Source organism: Colwellia sp. BRX10-1 (assembly GCF_014077545.1).
GTDB lineage: Bacteria > Pseudomonadota > Gammaproteobacteria > Enterobacterales > Alteromonadaceae > Colwellia_A.
Window position 1 is genome coordinate 185,263 of record NZ_JACGWC010000005.1, and the last position, 15,832, is coordinate 201,094.

A 15,832-nucleotide genomic window follows, 5' to 3' on the forward strand; every position below is an offset into this window, starting at 1 on the left:
AAAGCCGTAAAATGAATGATCATTTTACGGCTTTTTATCAGCAGTCTAGAAACTAGGCAGAAATACTATTTTGTTTATCAATACCACTTATGCAAAGTTTTAATGCCTGTAACAGTTTCTCTTTATCATGGTTATGACTGTCTGAACCATTAGAAAGGTCGCAATGAATAACGGGCAAAATGGTAGATGTAACCGTTTCATTTTGACAAATAACACTATCAATAGGTAAGCAGCCAATATTTTCTTTGATCCAATTAAGTTTCTCATCTAATGATAATGCTGCGGCAGGACTGTCTTCTGGAGCTAAGTTCTCAATAAACACACAATGAGCTGAGCTTGCCTGAATCGCTTTAGTAATATCTCGCACTAACAAGGGTGGAATAACGCTGGTAAGAAAGCTCCCAGGGCCTAAAATAATCAAATCAGCAGACCTTATTGACTCAATACACAAAGGCAAGGTTTTAACCAACGGGGCCAATAATAATTTTTCTGGCATTATCGGCATTTTATCAACCGAGAGTTCACCTATTTTACAACGTCCCTTAGGGTAGAAGGCCATTAGATCGGTTGGTGTCTCTGACATCGGATATAAAGGCGTTCTAACCCCTAATAAACGTCTGACAAGTTTTATCGAATCAAGTGGCCGAGATTGCAATTTCCCCAAGGCATATAAAATAAGATTACCTAGATTGTGACCACCGAGTTCATCTTGCCCATCAAATCTAAAGTCAAATAACTGGCTGCCAACAGAGTCCTCATCAACAAGCAATGTTAAGCAATTACGTAAATCACCCCAAGCAATAGAACTACTGCGCCTGCGTAAACGGCCAGTAGAGCCTCCATTATCGGTTGTGGTTACTATACCCGTTAACTGCTTTTTTAAAAAAGAGAGAGTAGATAACACACGACCTAAACCGTGTCCGCCACCAATAGCGACAACATTTAGCTTTTCTAGCTGCATGAAAAATTCTTATTATTATATCTTAGTACAACTTTAACCCCAATTTTGTCATAAAGAAACTATAAACCCTTATTTCATTGAGCTTGCCTAGATGTATTTTTTGAAATTAAGGAAAAAATAGCACCTTGTAGATAAATAATCGTTTAACATTAGTGACATCGCTTAATTGCAGATAAATAAAAGCGCTTTCGAAAAGTTGATATTGATAAATCACTGATTAAACAAAAAATAGTCAAGTTGATGTTTAAGTAAACACTTAACTAAAAACTTTGCAAAAAACACCTTTTTATCTAAAATAATAGTTGACAGTTTTAGGACGGGTGCTTAGAATGCGCCTCGCTTTCAACGAGTGATTAATCATTTGTTAGGCAATGAATTTATAGCATATTAGGCCATGTTATTAATTTGTAGCGGGGCTATAGCTCAGCTGGGAGAGCGCTTCGCTGGCAGCGAAGAGGTCTGCGGTTCGATCCCGCATAGCTCCACCAAGTTTTAAGTTATTTAATTAAGTTAATCTTTATTTAAATAATATTGGTTTTAAGTGTTTTTTATCACTTAAAATAGAAAAGTTTACTTTTCACGATAGTATTTGTGTCCCTATCGTCTAGAGGCCTAGGACACCGCCCTTTCACGGCGGTAACAGGGGTTCGAATCCCCTTAGGGATGCCACTTATTTTTTTATCGCCATATTGGCCGTAATTAAATAAGTAAACAGGGTATAACAAACTAGGTCTTGTTATCTCCTTTGATTGAAGAATGTTTTCAATGATAAAAACAAGATGTAAATCTTGTCCGATGCTTTTCTAAGTAATTGAAAATTGTTTATTCAATATTCAGTTACTCAATAGTTTTAGTGTCCCTATCGTCTAGAGGCCTAGGACACCGCCCTTTCACGGCGGTAACAGGGGTTCGAATCCCCTTAGGGATGCCACTTATTTTTTATTTCCTTTATTGGAAGTTAATGAATAGGTAAAAAGGGTATAACAAACTAGGTCTTGTTGTTTCCTTTGATTGAAGAATGTTTCAATCATAAAAGCGAGATGAAAATCTTGTTTGATGCTTTTCTAAGTAGCTAAACCTTGTTTATTCAATGTTTACTTACTCAATAGTTTTAGTGTCCCTATCGTCTAGAGGCCTAGGACACCGCCCTTTCACGGCGGTAACAGGGGTTCGAATCCCCTTAGGGATGCCACTTATTTTTTATGTAACCAGTTACTAAAGAGTCAGTGCTATAAGTGATATAAAAAAACCGACTTATTGTCGGTTTTTTTATGCCTGAAATTTGATGTTTCAATAAGAATATTACCTTAAGCCTATTTTAAGCATTTAAGCAATCCTGTGTTACATTGCTAAGCTTGTAACATACAAAGTGACGTAGGATCACCTTTTTCGAGTTTGTCTGCTAAGATGCTTTAGCTTTTACGTCGTGGTACCACTATTTTATCGAACATCGTCGATCAAACCCAGTGATCTTTAGTCGCTGGGTTCACCATCTGACAGTCTTATGAGTTTACTGAGCAGCCTAAAGGCGATAGTAAAAGCAAAGTAACAGGATGATCTGTTACTTATTAGCAATCAATCTTTAGTGGCCAGAGTACTGGTTCAAGTCGTTATATTACTGCTTATTCGGTTTGATCATCGCTAAGCTTTCCTCAGCAAAACCAACGCCAGCCTCAGTATAGAAGTTAAACACTTTATCTACGCCAAAGGTTTCAATTTCTTGGCGCTCATCATCAAACCGAGCAATAGCCGCTATTTGACCTTGATAATTTGCATGTCTTAATTGTAAGGTTATATTTTTAATATCTTGAATTTTTGGCAGGGCGAGCAAGATTAACTCTAGTTTCTCTATTTCTATATTTTCCCAAAAATCAATATTTTCCGCGTCACCACAAAATGCTTGCACGTCATTATCATTCAACCAAGCGATCTTACCTTGGTCGGCATCTAATCCCCATACTTGACCCGTAGCCTGGCTGTCTAAAGCTTTATAAGCGCCCATACCAACGCGACCCATACCAATTACAACAATCGGTGCATCACAAGGTTGTATAAAGTTATCTTCACTGAGTTTACTTTTTCTTTCGTATTTACAAATAAACAATTTATGTCGGGTGAAAATCCGATGAGCAAAGTTATAAGTGATATTAGTAATAATAAACGATAAGGAAACAGCCAAGGACAAAATGACCAACCAATCATTTGTTAACCAGCCATTTTTTGTTGATAGCGAAGCGATGATCAAACCAAACTCACTAAAATTGCTTAATGCTAGTGCTGTTAAATAAGAGGTTCTGCCACGTAATTTAAATTGTGTGAATAAGAAAAAGAATAAGAAAAATTTTACAGGGATAAGTAAAGTTAGTAAGCCTGCCATCGCAAGCATTTCTACTGTGGGTAATGCGGTAAAACCAATAGATAAGAAAAAACCAATTAAAAAGAGATCTTTAAAGCCCATCAATGATTTATTAATTTCACTGGCTTTACTGTGCGAAGCCAAATACATCCCGACGAGCAGGGCGCCTAAATCACCTTTAATGCTCACTAACTCGAAAAGTTCATAGGCACCAAAGGCTAAGAAAAATCCGGTTAGCGGAATAAGTTCACCGTGACCTACTTGGTCAATAAGTTTATTGATTAACGGCTTTATAAAAAAGGCACTCAACAACAGTAAAGCCCATAATGTTGGAGACTTACCGGTCGCCACCACTAAAAATATTACCGCGACAATATCTTGTATCACTAAAATTCCCACGGCTAATTTACCGTGGCGCGTGCGCATTTCGCCGTGATCTTCCATCAGCTTAACGACACAAACCGTACTACTAAAGCTCAAGGCAAAAATAATTAACCCTAAGGTGTAAAAAGACAAGTCAGCAAAGTAACTAATAGCAGCAAGGGCAAGTAATTTTAGCAGCAAAGCACCGATTAACACCCAAGTGACACTATGAGACAAACTACCTAACCAGACTTCTTTTTTTAATAAGTCTTTAACATTGAGTTTTAAACCAATAGTAAATAACATTAAGGTGATGCCTAGGTTTGCTAATGTATTGATACTGTCGTCGGCTTGAAAACCGAGAAAATTTAGTAAAAACCCTGCAAAGAGATAACCAATTGATGGTGGTAATGAAAATGACTTTGCTGCCATCCCACAACCAAAGGCAAATAGAATCCAAATAAAATCCATATTATTCTTCCATGATTTCTGTAAACTGACTAGCAACAAATTCAGCAATAATTGGCTGAGCTTTAACATTGGGATGAATGCCATCTTTTTGCATTAAACTGGCGTCGGTGACTAATGGCTCAACAAAAAAAGGTAACAAGTTAATGTTAGTTTCAGCGGCAACATCAATAAATACTTGTTCAAACATTTTATTATAACGAGGCCCATAATTTGGGGTGATTTTGATTTGATAGAGTGACACTGGAATGTTTTTATCTTGAGCGAGCTTTATCATTTGTAACAAATTATTTTTAATTTTCTTTGGTGAGTAGCCTCTAAGACCATCATTGCCACCAAGTTCTATCACTAAATGGTCAACTTTTTCTTTGGCTAATATCCCAGGTAACCTTGATAAACCGCCTGTTGTAGTCTCACCACTAATGCTAGCATTAGTGATCTTATAAGGACTTTTTTGCGTAGTTAATTGTGTATTTAGCAGGTGAACCCAGCCTTGGTTTTCTTTCATTCCATAGCTTGCACTAACACTATCACCTAGTAGTAAAATAGAATGCTTGGCTGAAGGGTTAGCCAATGTCGAAAAAGATATAGAAATTAAAGCTATTAAGCTTAAAAACAAAATATAAATGGGATGTTTATTCATGAAGTCAAATTCCGAAGCCATATTAAAAGTAAGTGCGTTAACTAAGTCTGTGCAGTTAGAAGAGAAAACTCTTGATCTACTTCAACCTGTTCACCTAACGGTCAATACAGGTGAAACATTAGCAATAGTAGGTTCATCAGGCTCAGGAAAAACAACCTTGTTAGCTATTTTAGCGGGCTTAGATTTACCTACGTCAGGTGAAGTTTATCTTAAAAACCACCCATTGCACCAGTTTAATGAAGAGCAACGTAGTCAAGTACGAGCAGATCACGTTGGATTTATCTTCCAGCAATTTTTATTAATTAGCAGTTTAACTGCACTTGAAAATGTTATGTTGCCGGCTGAATTAGCAAATTTACCTGATGCAAAACAACAAGGACTGGCGTTACTTGATGCTGTAGGCCTTGGTGAACGTGCTGAACACTATCCGTCACAATTATCGGGTGGTGAACAACAACGGGTCGCTATTGCTCGCGCTTTTATTACCAAGCCCGACGTATTATTCGCCGATGAACCTACGGGCAATTTAGATACCAAAACAGGCGTTCATATCGCCGATTTACTTTTTCAATTAAATGAAAAACATGGCACCACCTTAATATTGGTTACTCACGATCCAAAATTAGCCCAGCGCTGTCAACGTCAAGTTGAAATGGACAGCGGCGTTTTACAAGAGGTTAATCTCAACAACGCCAATCAAGATGAACTTCCTGCTCATATGAAAGTAGGTTAACGATGACTGAATTAAGGGTAAAACCATCAAAGACTTGGGTTAAACAATCATTACGACTGTTACATCATGAGTTTCGCCGCGGTGACTTAACCATTATATTTTTAGCGATTGTTCTCGCAGTCGGCACAGTATTTTCATTAACGGGTTTTTCAGAGCAAATTAAGCAAGCTATCATCACCAACAGCGCTAACACCATAGCAGCCGATCGGGTGCTGGGCTCTAACCGAGTAATACCGACCGAATACCTTGATAAAAGTGATAGTTTATCGCTCAATGTCGCCTCGAAAATATTACTCGATTCTATGGTTTTTTCAGGTGATAACATGCTGTTATCTGAACTTGATGTTGTTTCAGAAAAATATCCTTTGCGCGGCGAGCTTCTTGTTAAAACGTCGCTAGATCAAGAAATACCCAGCTCGGTTGGCGCGCCACAACAAGGAACGGCTTATGTAGAAGAAAGTATTCTTAGCCGTCTTGATGTTAAAATCGGTGGCACAATAGAGGTCGGGGTTCTCCCGCTGACTGTTGCCGGTGTTATTGTAGAAATTCCTGACCGTTCATACCGTATGTTTGTTGCCGGACCCACTATATTTCTTAATATTAAAGATATTGAGAAAACCCAGTTGATAAAGCCCGGCAGTCGCGTTTATTATCAATATATGTTTGCGGGGGAGCGTGACGATATTGAAACATTTGAAACCTGGATAAAGCCACAACTCAATGAAACTCAAAATTGGTACGATGCTAAATCAGCAAAAAACCGTCTATCAAAGGTCTTAGACAGCTCAGAGAAGTTTTTATCGTTAGCCAGTATGTTAGGTATTGTGCTTGCTGCTGTTGCTGTTGCGGTTGCCAGTCGACGGTATGGGCAACGTCATCAACCTATGGTTGCAGTATTTAAAGCGTTAGGCGCTTCAACGTCTCATGTAAAAAAATTGTATATGCTGCACTGGGGCTTACTTAGCTTAATAAGTATCATAGTAGGGCTTGTTGTTGGTTATATGCTGATGCTCGCCGGTGTGAGTGCTATAGAAAGCTACTTGTCATTAGATGAAAGCCAACTAACGTTTAAACCATTTATCACTGCTGTGATAACGGGAGTGCTTTGTGCGGTTGCCTTTGCCATTCATCCTATTACTGAATTAATTTCAACGAAACCACTCGATGTTATTCGCGGTTTTAGCAAAAATGAATTACCAAGGTTTGGTTGGCATCAAGTGATCCCACTACTGGCACTCTTTGCGCTACTGATGTTATTTAGTCGCGATCTCGTTATGAGTTTGTCATTGTTGTTAGGTGGTATATTAGTTTCTGGTGTTTTATTGCTTTTAGGGCGATTAATCATGGGGGCAGGGCGAAGTGCTGGTGCTAAAGCCGGTAAAGCTTGGCATCTGGCTTTAGCAAACTTAAAGCGCCGCGCCAATGAAAATAGTGTGCAATTAGTCAGTTTTACTATCGCTATTCAGTTATTACTACTAATAACGGTAATGAAAAGTTCAATTATTGATGAGTGGCAAGCACAGTTCCCGGAAAACACGCCTAATCATTATTTACTTAATATTGCCAATGAAGAAGTTGCACCACTGCAAGCTTTTACCGAGCAGCTCAATCTCGATAATCAGGGGTTTTATCCTATTTTTCGAGGACGTTTATCAGCGATTAATGGTGAAAAAACAGTCAAAATTGACGAGGATGAGAATAAAGATTCAGCAACGACCGACACAGACAAACCCAAGGTAGAGGATAAAGAAAAGCCAAAAGAGCGAAAAGGTGCTGGCCGTGAATTAAGCTTAACATGGCAAGAGCAATTACCTTTGACCAATGAAGTTATCGAAGGGCAATGGTGGCAAATAGAGGATACTTTACCACAAGTCTCTATGGAAAAAGGTATGGCTGAACGTTTAGATGTTAAACTTGGCGATGAGCTCACTTTTACTATTGGTACTGACGAATTCACTGTGCCGGTTACTAGTATTCGCGACGTTAACTGGAAGAGTCGACAGTTAAATTTTATTATGATTTTCAATGAAGCTGCCGTTATCGATATAGAGTCCACTTCTATTTCGGCGTGGATGATATCAGATCAACAAAAAAATGAAGTTTATCGCTTTTTAAGCCAATATCCTACCATCTCAATTATGGATTTTGGTGCAATTATGAAACAACTGACCAGCATGATAGAGCAAGTTTCAATCGCGATTGAACTTATTTTAGTGTTAGTTATTTTAGCGGGTAGTTTAGTGTTGGTTGCACAAGTGCAAGCAAGTATGGAAGAGCGTGAGCGAGAGTTAGCGATATTGCGTACCTTAGGCGCGAAAGGTTCACTACTGCGAAATAGCGTATTGTTTGAGTTTGTTGCACTTGGCGCTGTTGCGGGGTTAATGGCGAGTATTGCGATGGAAATAGCGGTGTTTTTCTTGCAAACGCAAGTCTTTGAAATGTCGGCGAGCTTTCATTTCAATTACTGGTTAGTGGGTATCGCTGCTGGCGCTGGATTTGTTGGTATCATGGGCATGCTAAGTTGTTGGCGATTATTGAATATGTCAAGTTTGACCTTGATCCGTCGAACAATGTAAACCGCGCTTGCTTGTTAACAATCGAAACTTAAGTTTATTAACACTAGATTTAAGTTTCGGGTATAGTAAGGTTTTTTAAATGATAAAGTTAACACTATGGGATTAATGGAAAAATCAGGCGGTGCAGTAAAAATGCTAGTAGTAACCGCAGCACTGTTTATTGTTTTTGCAGGGATAAAAACGGCTGCTAATATTTTAGTACCTTTTTTACTTTCTGTTTTCATCGCTATTATTTGTAACCCGCTTATTGCCCGCGCTAGCCGTTATAAAATACCAAAAGTAATAGCGGTACTTTTAGTCATAGCCTTGTTCGTTATTGTTGCTTTATCTCTTGCGGGGTTAGTTGGAAAATCACTCACCGAACTATCCCTTAAATTACCTGAATATCGCGAGCAATTAAGAGTACAGTTTATTTGGATAACTGAGCAGTTAGCCGATAAAAATATTATTATATCGTCAGCGTTATTAATGGAATATTTTGACCCCGCTGCAGCCATGGGCTTAGCAGCCGATATGCTTAGCGGATTAGGCAGTGTGATGGCCAATTTATTTCTTATTATCATCACGGTTATATTTATGCTTTTTGAAGCCTCGTCTTTACCTAAAAAGTTACATTTTGCTTTAGCGGATCCCGAAATGCGCTTAAAGCAAATAGACCGTTTTCTTACCTCGGTAAATAACTATTTAGCGATTAAAACCTTAGTGAGTATTGCTACCGGTATTATAGTGTCAATAATGCTCTGGGCGTTTGGTTTAGACTTTTACTTGCTTTGGGGTGTGCTTGCTTTTCTGCTTAATTATATTCCTAATATTGGCTCTATTATCGCAGCGGTTCCGGCGATGTCACTGGCCGTATTACAATTGAGTTTGCCTGAGGCCGGTCTTATCGGTTTAGGCTATATCACTATTAATATGGTGATGGGAAATATTGTTGAACCTCGTTATTTAGGAAAAGGCTTAGGGTTGTCAACCTTAGTGATTTTTCTGTCATTAATCTTTTGGGGATGGTTACTCGGCTCAGTAGGGATGTTACTTTCGGTGCCATTAACCATGATCATTAAAATAGGCTTAGAGAACGCAGAAGAAGGTCGTTGGTTTGCTGTGCTATTGTCAGGTGAAGACGATATTAACGAACTTGAACATGTTAAGCGCTAAGCCTAAATTTAATTGGCTGTATCTGTCTTTACTTTTTTAAACCAAGCTTACATTGACCATTAGATAAAAATTGCACCGCTTCTTTACGCTTTTTGCCGATAAGAAGTGGTCCATCATCCATAAAAAGAAAGTTCTTCCAACAACGCTGGAAAACAGCCCAAGTTGTTTCAATAACATTGTTTTTTGCACTACAAAAATAAACCACGGTATTATTGTCCCACGCTAAATGAGCAACAACTTCTGCAGGCAATTCTGCTTGTTCACTATCCCAAATACTTTCCCATGCCAATGTTTTCTGCCAAGTTGTTTCTTCAAATGGCCAATCACCCTTTTTGAAAAAATCAGGATGGTCGACTTGTCGACTAATAAAGGTATCCCAAACAACTTGTGCTCGTGCTTGAACCATAGGTTTTATTTTTGTTTTATCTTTATCATTGATCGGCAGGCTTTTATGTCTAAAAATCCAAGCATTTTTAAGGTCATCTAAAGGAATATAATTCATGAATTCACTAGTATTGGTTTAATGTTATAAGCAGAAGTAGGCAGATGATACACCATTATGATTGAGTTTTTTATCTTGAACCTGGGTTATTTTTTATATCGCCTGTATAGCCAAGCTAAATAAAACATATTTTTATAAATATTTAACCGCTTAGGTATTATCTAACTAAGCCAATAGCTATTAAATTAACTGACTTAAATACTTATGATATTGATTTGTCAATTTTATTGAACTAAAGTTATGGTATCTTGATTTAAAGCGCGATTTACAGGGATTTCAGAGATTTACAGGGCTAGGTTTTATTTGCGATGGTAGCAATTGAACCCTAATATGTCGAACTTTAACCATAGTGAAATTGATGTTAATTATGTCTGTATAACGGGATAAAAATGAATAAAAATAACACACTATTTACATACCTTTTATGTATTTTATTTGCTGAAAGTTTGCTCTTGGCTTTCATCTATGATTCATACCTATCAGTACTTATTATTGGCCTACCTGCATTACTTGTGCCGATATACTTCTACAAAACAGCCGGAGATGGTGCTATTTCAGGTCATGTTTCAGCGCTCGCAGTCATGATATTTGCAGCCTTGCATATTCATCAAGCACAGGGCTTAATTGAAGTTCATTTCGAAATTTTTATCCTTTTAGCGTTTTTAATTATTTTTCAAGATTGGCGGGTATTCATTACGGCTATTCTTGTTGTTGCCGTACACCATTTTTCTTTTTACTACTTGCAGGTAAATGATACGGGTGTTTATATCTTTGACGAAGATAGATTGCTCTTCTCAACCGTTATAATACATGCTGTTTATGCTATTACTGAGTCTATTATTGCTGGCTACATAGCACATTCCATGAAAGTAGAAAGTGAAGCAGGTAAAGAATTATCGTTAGTGGCGACTTCATTAACGGTTGATGTCAATGCGATTGACTTGAGCATCAAGGCAAGAGCAAATAATAATACAACCTTATTGTCTTTTAATGAATTATTAGACTTATTATCAAAGGTTATTCAAGGGGTAAAAGAGCAAGTTGTCGAATTAAATGCTAACTCACAAAATTTAAATAGAACCAAAGAAGAACTTGAAAGCTCGACAGCACAGCGTCAACAAGAAACTGAAGTGATTGCGACATCGGCAGAAGAAATGGCAGTAACAGTAGCATCTATCGCGCAAGAAACGACTCAGTTAAGTGATCAGATGAAAGAAGCTACTGACTTTACGAAGGCATCCAATGAAGAAATTATTAGCATTAATAATCAAAACAAAAACTTAACATCTGCACTTGAAAAGACCAGCGAACAAGTGAACGATCTCGCTAACTCTACAGAAGCTATTTCGAAGGTATTATCTGAAATAAGTGGTATTGCTGAGCAAACAAATTTATTAGCGTTAAACGCGGCAATAGAAGCAGCGAGAGCAGGAGAGCAAGGTCGAGGGTTTGCTGTTGTTGCCGATGAAGTCCGTGCGTTAGCAACTCGCACTAAAGAAAGTACTGACAAAATAGGTCAAACGCTTTCCCTGTTAAAAAGTTACTCTAAGTTAACAACAGATTCAATGACCCATAGTATTGGGATTGTTCAATCGGTCATTGAAAGTGCTGATAAAGCTCAAAAACAAATAGCTCAAGCGTCAGCACTCGTGGAGCATGCCAGTGCTATATCGATTAATGTCGCCGCAGCGGTTGAGCAACAATCAGTAACCACTGCAGATATAGCAAAAAGTGCCGAAACGTTAAGAGATACAGCTTTAGTCGACAGAGAAAGAGTCCAAGCATTAGCTTCAGAGGCCGATAGTGTTAGTGTTACCTCGAATGCAATGGCACTTAATATTTCTCGTTTTAAATAAACTAATGTCGAAACTTCAGTGGGGAGTACTTACCGTGTGGATAGCTTTTACGCTATCTGCATTTGGTTACCTGATAAAAGATAGGCTTGTCGAGTTTGATGAGAGTAATAAGTTAGCGGGTGTAGGAAATCAGGAGCTATCTGGTTATTTGTTACCTTATGCCAAGCCGGCCAATATGACGGGTCAAAAAACACTACTCCATTTCTCTACACCGAGTTGTAAATGCCAACAGTACAGTGAAAAACATATTAAAGATCTCAATAAACTGGCGGGTGCTAATGATTTTTTAATAAAGAATGTTGTCATTAATGAGCACAATGTTATTCCCTCCACGCCCTCTGTAGCACTAATAGATGAATCAGGAGAGGTTGTCTATTTTGGTCCTTATGGGCAAGGTTTAGCTTGCTCGCAAACGTCAGGCTATGCCCAGACTATGTTAAATAACTACTTAAAAGGTTATGCCGCTAATCTTGTTGTTAAAGAAGCGAAAGGTTGTTATTGCAATGTATAAAACTACTTTATGTTAATCTATCGCTAACCATTTACTGTCATGGTTAGTTTTCTTTACTTAGCTTATTTTTTACTCGGCTTAAACGCTGCAAATAATTTAAGTTATTTTACCAACAAATTTCAAGTGAAAAAATATGAGTAAACACCTTAAATTAGACATTGTCTCCGACGTTTCCTGCCCTTGGTGTATTATTGGTTACCAGTCTTTAAATCAAGCATTAACCAAACTTGCGGATGATATTTCAGTTGATATCACCTGGCAACCGTTTGAGCTCAATCCTGATATGCCAAAAGAAGGTCAGGATATTACCGAACACATTACCGAAAAATACGGCATTAGTGTTGAACAAAGTGAGCAAAATAGACTGATGATCAAGCAACGAGGTTTAGCGCTTGGTTATGAATTTGGTAACCGTGGTGGTGGTCGAATATATAATACATTTGACGCACATCGGCTGCTTCATTGGGCAAAAGAATATAATAAGCAGACTGAACTTAAACTCGCCTTGTTTGATCTGTATTTTAAAGAGAGTGGCGATCCCAGTGATCATCAAAAGCTACTCGATGTAGCGCAAAGTGTTGGTTTAGATAAAGAAAAGGCTCAACAAATATTAGCGTCTGATGAATACGAAGAAGAGGTGCGTACTTTGCAACGCCATTATCAATCAATGGGCATAAGCTCAGTGCCTGCCGTGATAGTCAATGATAAGCATTTGATTAGTGGTGGTCAGCCAGCGGATGTTTTTGAACAAGCATTACGTGAAATAGCTAAAGAAAGTTAAGAAACGGCCTAACAACCCTTTATAAATAAACGTTCAAATGGTATTTAAGTGGATTTAATCGGCCTTACATAAACTGCTATTAGTTTTACAAGGTTCTTATTCGAATGCGCTTTGGTTACATTTTTAACCAATAAACGCTGCCACTTAACTTACCATCTCATTGATATCACCGGCTGTTGCGGGGCGAAAGCTTATCTAAACGTTAGCTCGCATAACTATCATAAAAGAAATACAGAGTGGTTATAATACTCGCGAAAATAACAAAATACCTGACCTTAGCTTGTGGCAATTTGCGTGAAACATTTGCAGCAATATAACCTCCAGCTAATGTGCCACATAGCACAATAGTTCCTTGATACCAGGCAATCACATCATTGTAAATAAACACTGTGATAGCAATTATTGATACTGCTGAGGATATCAATAGCTTTAAGCCATTCATTGTATTGATATTAGTGTGACCAGCTAATGCCAGATAGCTAAGGGTAATTATGCCTAAACCGGCATTAAAAAAACCACCATAAATAGCGATACCTAACAGAACAATGACCAGTAATAAACTACCTATTGATGAGGCATGTTGGTGATTGACTGCCAATTTTTTAAGTCCAGCATTAATCTTGCCGCCAAAAACAAACAATACACTCGCAAATAACAGTAACCAAGGGATAGCCTCACGAAACAACACTTCAGGTGTTTTTAGTAATAACCATGCACCGATAATACCGCCGATCACGCTGATTGTTATAATAAGTGGCAGTTGAGCTTTATTAGCAGCAATCTCTTTTCGAAAAGCATAAGTACCGCTCATATAGCCGGCACATGAGGCAAAAGTGTTGGTCGCATTTGCGATAATGGGAGGAAGGCCAACAAAAATAAGTGCGGGGAAGGTAATAAAGCTCCCGCCACCAGCAACTGAGTTAAGCACACCACCAAAAAAACCGGCAAAGAACAGAAAAATCAATTCAAATGACATTAAAAATAATAAACCTGAGCGATTAAATTAGCTAGACGATAACATATTTAAATTGAGTCCAATAGCAACATATAGTTTACTGATAATCTAAAAGTTAAAGGGGGTTATAAAGGGGCGGGAGCGCTGTAAAGCTATATAAAAAGGGGCTATTACGTTGCACATTGAGATAATATTTACCTACGTGAAAAATTGTTCATTGCACTAAATATTATCATTGCCTTGGCACTCATTTTTTTTGTGCCAAATAATCTATAAAGATAAAGTCTCTGGTCATTATTATTTATATGACTATCTTGTATAGCATTTATCATTATTGGTGATTTACCTATCTACCCCTTTAGTTATACAGTGTAAGATATAGCGAAGAAATGTTTTTTGGACAAATATGCCACAATTTCACCGAGACAGTAACTACTCAATTTTATTAGCAGGTATCTTAGCCCTTGTGGTTGGGGTAGGTGTCGCTCGTTTTGTTTTTACGTCGCTGTTACCGACTATGCTAGAGGAGTCAATCAGCATCGCCTTCGCTGGTGTACTTGCCTCAATCAATTATCTTGGCTATTTGATGGGCTCTGTTTTTTCTATTTTTATTAAAGATATACATGCCAAGGTTAGGTATTTTAGATTTGGTTTGTGCCTTTGTGTGCTTTCTTCTTTTGTTTTAGGCATTACCGAAAATAATACTCTATGGATTATTGCGCGATTATTGGCGGGATTTGGTGCGGCAATGGCGCTCGTTGTTGGCTCTGCTGTTGTTATGTTAAAGCTAAAAGACACCAATAAGACTAAGGCGATGGGTATCCACTTTAGCGGTTTAGGTTTTTCAATTGTCATTACTGATTTAGTTATGAGAGCGGTATTTTATTTTGGTGGCGATTGGAAAGATGCATGGCTAGTACTCGCTATCCTTGGCGCTTTTTTATCTTGCTATTCGGCTTATATCTTAAGGTTTGATAGGCAACCAAGCAGTGAAGTGGTGAAACACAAGTTTGATAAAACGCTTTTTTCACCTATGGTTATTGTCTTAATTTTGGCTTACTTTACCGAAGGTATCGGTATGGTGGTACAAGCAACATTTCTGCCTGATATCGTCAATTCATTAGACGGATTAGCAGGATATGGCGGCTATGTATGGTTAGCCGTTGGTGTTGCTGGCATCCCTTCTTGCATTATATGGATGCGTTTAGCACATCGCTTTGGCAGTATTAATATTATGATGGCCGCTATGTTGTTGCAGATTGTTGGTATTTTAATTCCTACTTTTTCGAATAATATTATTATGAACCTTATTAGTGGTTTGTTTTTTGGCGCAACATTTATAGGTTTAGTTGCTTTGTTTATGAATTTTGCTGGCCAACTGTCCAATAAAAACCCAGTTTTTATCATGGGCGCAATCACATCAGCTTACGGCCTTGGCCAAATTATTGCCCCCTTGTATTGTGTGGCACTTATTGAACAATTTACTACTTATAACTATGCCTTATATTTAACGGCTATTATCGTTGCGGGTGGTATTTTGTTATTGACTTATGCCAAGCTAAACTTCAAAGAAGCCAATCAAACCATGCTGTAGATTTTAGTTTATGCTTTATCTGCAGGCACAGATAAAGCGCACTGTAGGTTAATGGTAAGTTTATTATCAAGTATGACTGCGCATAACGATTGATATTAGTCTCATTTACGGTTGGTGGTTTTTTAAAGGGATGCAGTTAAGGTGGCTTTTTTGAAAAAACGACTTTTCAGTCATAATACTTGAGATTCAACCAGAATATTTAGGATCACTTTGTGCGCTTTACATAACGAGTTGAAAAACTTAATGTCTTCTTAGATACGAATATAGTCCTTTAAGTCTGAATAAACCTATAATTAGGATGTTCAGATCATGTGCCTATTTCATACGAATATTGATACGATATCATTTCGATGGTTACCGCTTTACTTTCGATGTATT

The 15,832-nt window shown here is 37.9% G+C and carries 12 protein-coding genes and 4 tRNA genes; 11 read left to right on the top strand and 5 right to left on the bottom strand.

Features of this window, described 5'->3' with window-relative positions; translation table 11 throughout:
* Positions 1 to 52: 52 nt before the first annotated feature.
* The gene (gene yvcK, locus H4J75_RS06985; RefSeq protein WP_182214237.1) at positions 53 to 961 is read right to left on the bottom strand and encodes a uridine diphosphate-N-acetylglucosamine-binding protein YvcK; all 909 of its coding nucleotides are present in this window, start codon (positions 959 to 961) and stop codon (positions 53 to 55) included.
* A 412-nt stretch (positions 962 to 1,373) separates the two neighbouring features.
* Between yvcK and H4J75_RS06990 the strand changes: the two genes are divergently transcribed.
* The 4 genes from H4J75_RS06990 (at position 1,374) to H4J75_RS07005 (ending at position 2,153) form a co-directional block, all read left to right on the top strand.
* A tRNA-Ala gene (locus H4J75_RS06990) sits at positions 1,374 to 1,449 on the top strand.
* A gap of 105 nt (positions 1,450 to 1,554) precedes the next feature.
* Positions 1,555 to 1,630: transfer RNA gene (locus H4J75_RS06995), tRNA-Glu, on the top strand.
* Positions 1,631 to 1,816: 186 nt separating this feature from the next.
* A tRNA-Glu gene (locus tag H4J75_RS07000) sits at positions 1,817 to 1,892 on the top strand.
* Between the two features lie 185 nt (positions 1,893 to 2,077).
* Positions 2,078 to 2,153, top strand: a tRNA-Glu gene (locus H4J75_RS07005).
* 423 nt (positions 2,154 to 2,576) lie between these two features.
* Here H4J75_RS07005 and H4J75_RS07010 read toward each other — a convergent pair.
* Together H4J75_RS07010 and H4J75_RS07015 are read right to left on the bottom strand one after the other, a co-directional pair.
* Entirely contained in the window at positions 2,577 to 4,151 is a 1,575-nt protein-coding gene (locus H4J75_RS07010) for a cation:proton antiporter family protein (RefSeq protein ID WP_182214239.1), read from the bottom strand.
* 1 nt (position 4,152) lies between these two features.
* Positions 4,153 to 4,791, bottom strand: coding sequence for an arylesterase (locus tag H4J75_RS07015; RefSeq protein ID WP_182214241.1), 639 nt, complete (start codon positions 4,789 to 4,791; stop codon positions 4,153 to 4,155).
* On the opposite strand from H4J75_RS07015, the gene H4J75_RS07020 reads away from it, so the two are divergent.
* The 3 genes from H4J75_RS07020 to H4J75_RS07030 all read left to right on the top strand — a co-directional run bounded on the left by H4J75_RS07020 (position 4,790) and on the right by H4J75_RS07030 (position 9,255).
* Positions 4,790 to 5,524, top strand: a complete 735-nt coding sequence (locus H4J75_RS07020) for an ABC transporter ATP-binding protein (protein ID WP_182214243.1) — start codon at positions 4,790 to 4,792, stop codon at positions 5,522 to 5,524. The two genes, H4J75_RS07015 and H4J75_RS07020, sit on opposite strands and share 2 nt — an antisense overlap.
* Before the next feature lie 2 nt (positions 5,525 to 5,526).
* On the top strand, positions 5,527 to 8,100 hold the full coding sequence (locus H4J75_RS07025; protein WP_182221723.1) for an ABC transporter permease: 2,574 nt from the start codon (positions 5,527 to 5,529) through the stop codon (positions 8,098 to 8,100).
* A gap of 105 nt (positions 8,101 to 8,205) precedes the next feature.
* Positions 8,206 to 9,255, top strand: coding sequence for an AI-2E family transporter (locus H4J75_RS07030; RefSeq protein WP_070377248.1), 1,050 nt, complete (start codon positions 8,206 to 8,208; stop codon positions 9,253 to 9,255).
* Between the two features lie 28 nt (positions 9,256 to 9,283).
* On the opposite strand, the gene H4J75_RS07035 is transcribed toward H4J75_RS07030, so the two are convergent.
* A complete protein-coding gene (locus H4J75_RS07035; RefSeq protein WP_182214246.1) occupies positions 9,284 to 9,757 on the bottom strand; it encodes a DUF2947 domain-containing protein in 474 nt (157 codons plus the stop codon).
* Between the two features lie 389 nt (positions 9,758 to 10,146).
* On the opposite strand from H4J75_RS07035, the gene H4J75_RS07040 reads away from it, so the two are divergent.
* The 3 genes from H4J75_RS07040 to H4J75_RS07050 all read left to right on the top strand — a co-directional run bounded on the left by H4J75_RS07040 (position 10,147) and on the right by H4J75_RS07050 (position 12,905).
* Positions 10,147 to 11,613, top strand: a complete 1,467-nt coding sequence (locus H4J75_RS07040) for a methyl-accepting chemotaxis protein (RefSeq protein WP_182221724.1) — start codon at positions 10,147 to 10,149, stop codon at positions 11,611 to 11,613.
* A 4-nt stretch (positions 11,614 to 11,617) separates the two neighbouring features.
* Positions 11,618 to 12,124 carry a DUF6436 domain-containing protein gene (locus H4J75_RS07045; RefSeq protein WP_182214249.1) on the top strand — a complete coding sequence of 169 codons (507 nt, stop codon included), beginning with the start codon at positions 11,618 to 11,620 and terminating at the stop codon, positions 12,122 to 12,124.
* A gap of 133 nt (positions 12,125 to 12,257) precedes the next feature.
* Positions 12,258 to 12,905 carry a DsbA family oxidoreductase gene (locus tag H4J75_RS07050; protein ID WP_182214251.1) on the top strand — a complete coding sequence of 216 codons (648 nt, stop codon included), beginning with the start codon at positions 12,258 to 12,260 and terminating at the stop codon, positions 12,903 to 12,905.
* Between the two features lie 202 nt (positions 12,906 to 13,107).
* Here H4J75_RS07050 and H4J75_RS07055 read toward each other — a convergent pair whose 3' ends face one another.
* Positions 13,108 to 13,881, bottom strand: a complete 774-nt coding sequence (locus H4J75_RS07055; RefSeq protein ID WP_182214253.1) for a sulfite exporter TauE/SafE family protein — start codon at positions 13,879 to 13,881, stop codon at positions 13,108 to 13,110.
* 385 nt (positions 13,882 to 14,266) lie between these two features.
* Here H4J75_RS07055 and H4J75_RS07060 point away from each other — a divergent pair, with 385 nt between their 5' ends.
* Complete coding sequence (locus H4J75_RS07060; protein ID WP_182214254.1) at positions 14,267 to 15,454, top strand: YbfB/YjiJ family MFS transporter; 1,188 nt, start codon at positions 14,267 to 14,269, stop codon at positions 15,452 to 15,454.
* Positions 15,455 to 15,832 lie beyond the last annotated feature (378 nt).

What these genes read in the sequence shown, in the direction of transcription:
- H4J75_RS07055 (WP_182214253.1), bottom strand. Translation starts at nt 13,881, where the DNA reads ATGTCATTTGAATTGATTTTTCTGTTCTTTGCCGGTTTTTTTGGTGGT.
- H4J75_RS07035 (WP_182214246.1), bottom strand. Translation starts at nt 9,757, where the DNA reads ATGAATTATATTCCTTTAGATGACCTTAAAAATGCTTGGATTTTTAGA.
- H4J75_RS07030 (WP_070377248.1), top strand. Translation starts at nt 8,206, where the DNA reads ATGGAAAAATCAGGCGGTGCAGTAAAAATGCTAGTAGTAACCGCAGCA.
- H4J75_RS07040 (WP_182221724.1), top strand. Translation starts at nt 10,147, where the DNA reads ATGAATAAAAATAACACACTATTTACATACCTTTTATGTATTTTATTT.
- H4J75_RS07015 (WP_182214241.1), bottom strand. Translation starts at nt 4,791, where the DNA reads ATGAATAAACATCCCATTTATATTTTGTTTTTAAGCTTAATAGCTTTA.
- yvcK (WP_182214237.1), bottom strand. Translation starts at nt 961, where the DNA reads ATGCAGCTAGAAAAGCTAAATGTTGTCGCTATTGGTGGCGGACACGGT.
- H4J75_RS07025 (WP_182221723.1), top strand. Translation starts at nt 5,527, where the DNA reads ATGACTGAATTAAGGGTAAAACCATCAAAGACTTGGGTTAAACAATCA.
- H4J75_RS07010 (WP_182214239.1), bottom strand. Translation starts at nt 4,151, where the DNA reads ATGGATTTTATTTGGATTCTATTTGCCTTTGGTTGTGGGATGGCAGCA.
- H4J75_RS07050 (WP_182214251.1), top strand. Translation starts at nt 12,258, where the DNA reads ATGAGTAAACACCTTAAATTAGACATTGTCTCCGACGTTTCCTGCCCT.
- H4J75_RS07020 (WP_182214243.1), top strand. Translation starts at nt 4,790, where the DNA reads ATGAAGTCAAATTCCGAAGCCATATTAAAAGTAAGTGCGTTAACTAAG.
- H4J75_RS07060 (WP_182214254.1), top strand. Translation starts at nt 14,267, where the DNA reads ATGCCACAATTTCACCGAGACAGTAACTACTCAATTTTATTAGCAGGT.
- H4J75_RS07045 (WP_182214249.1), top strand. Translation starts at nt 11,618, where the DNA reads ATGTCGAAACTTCAGTGGGGAGTACTTACCGTGTGGATAGCTTTTACG.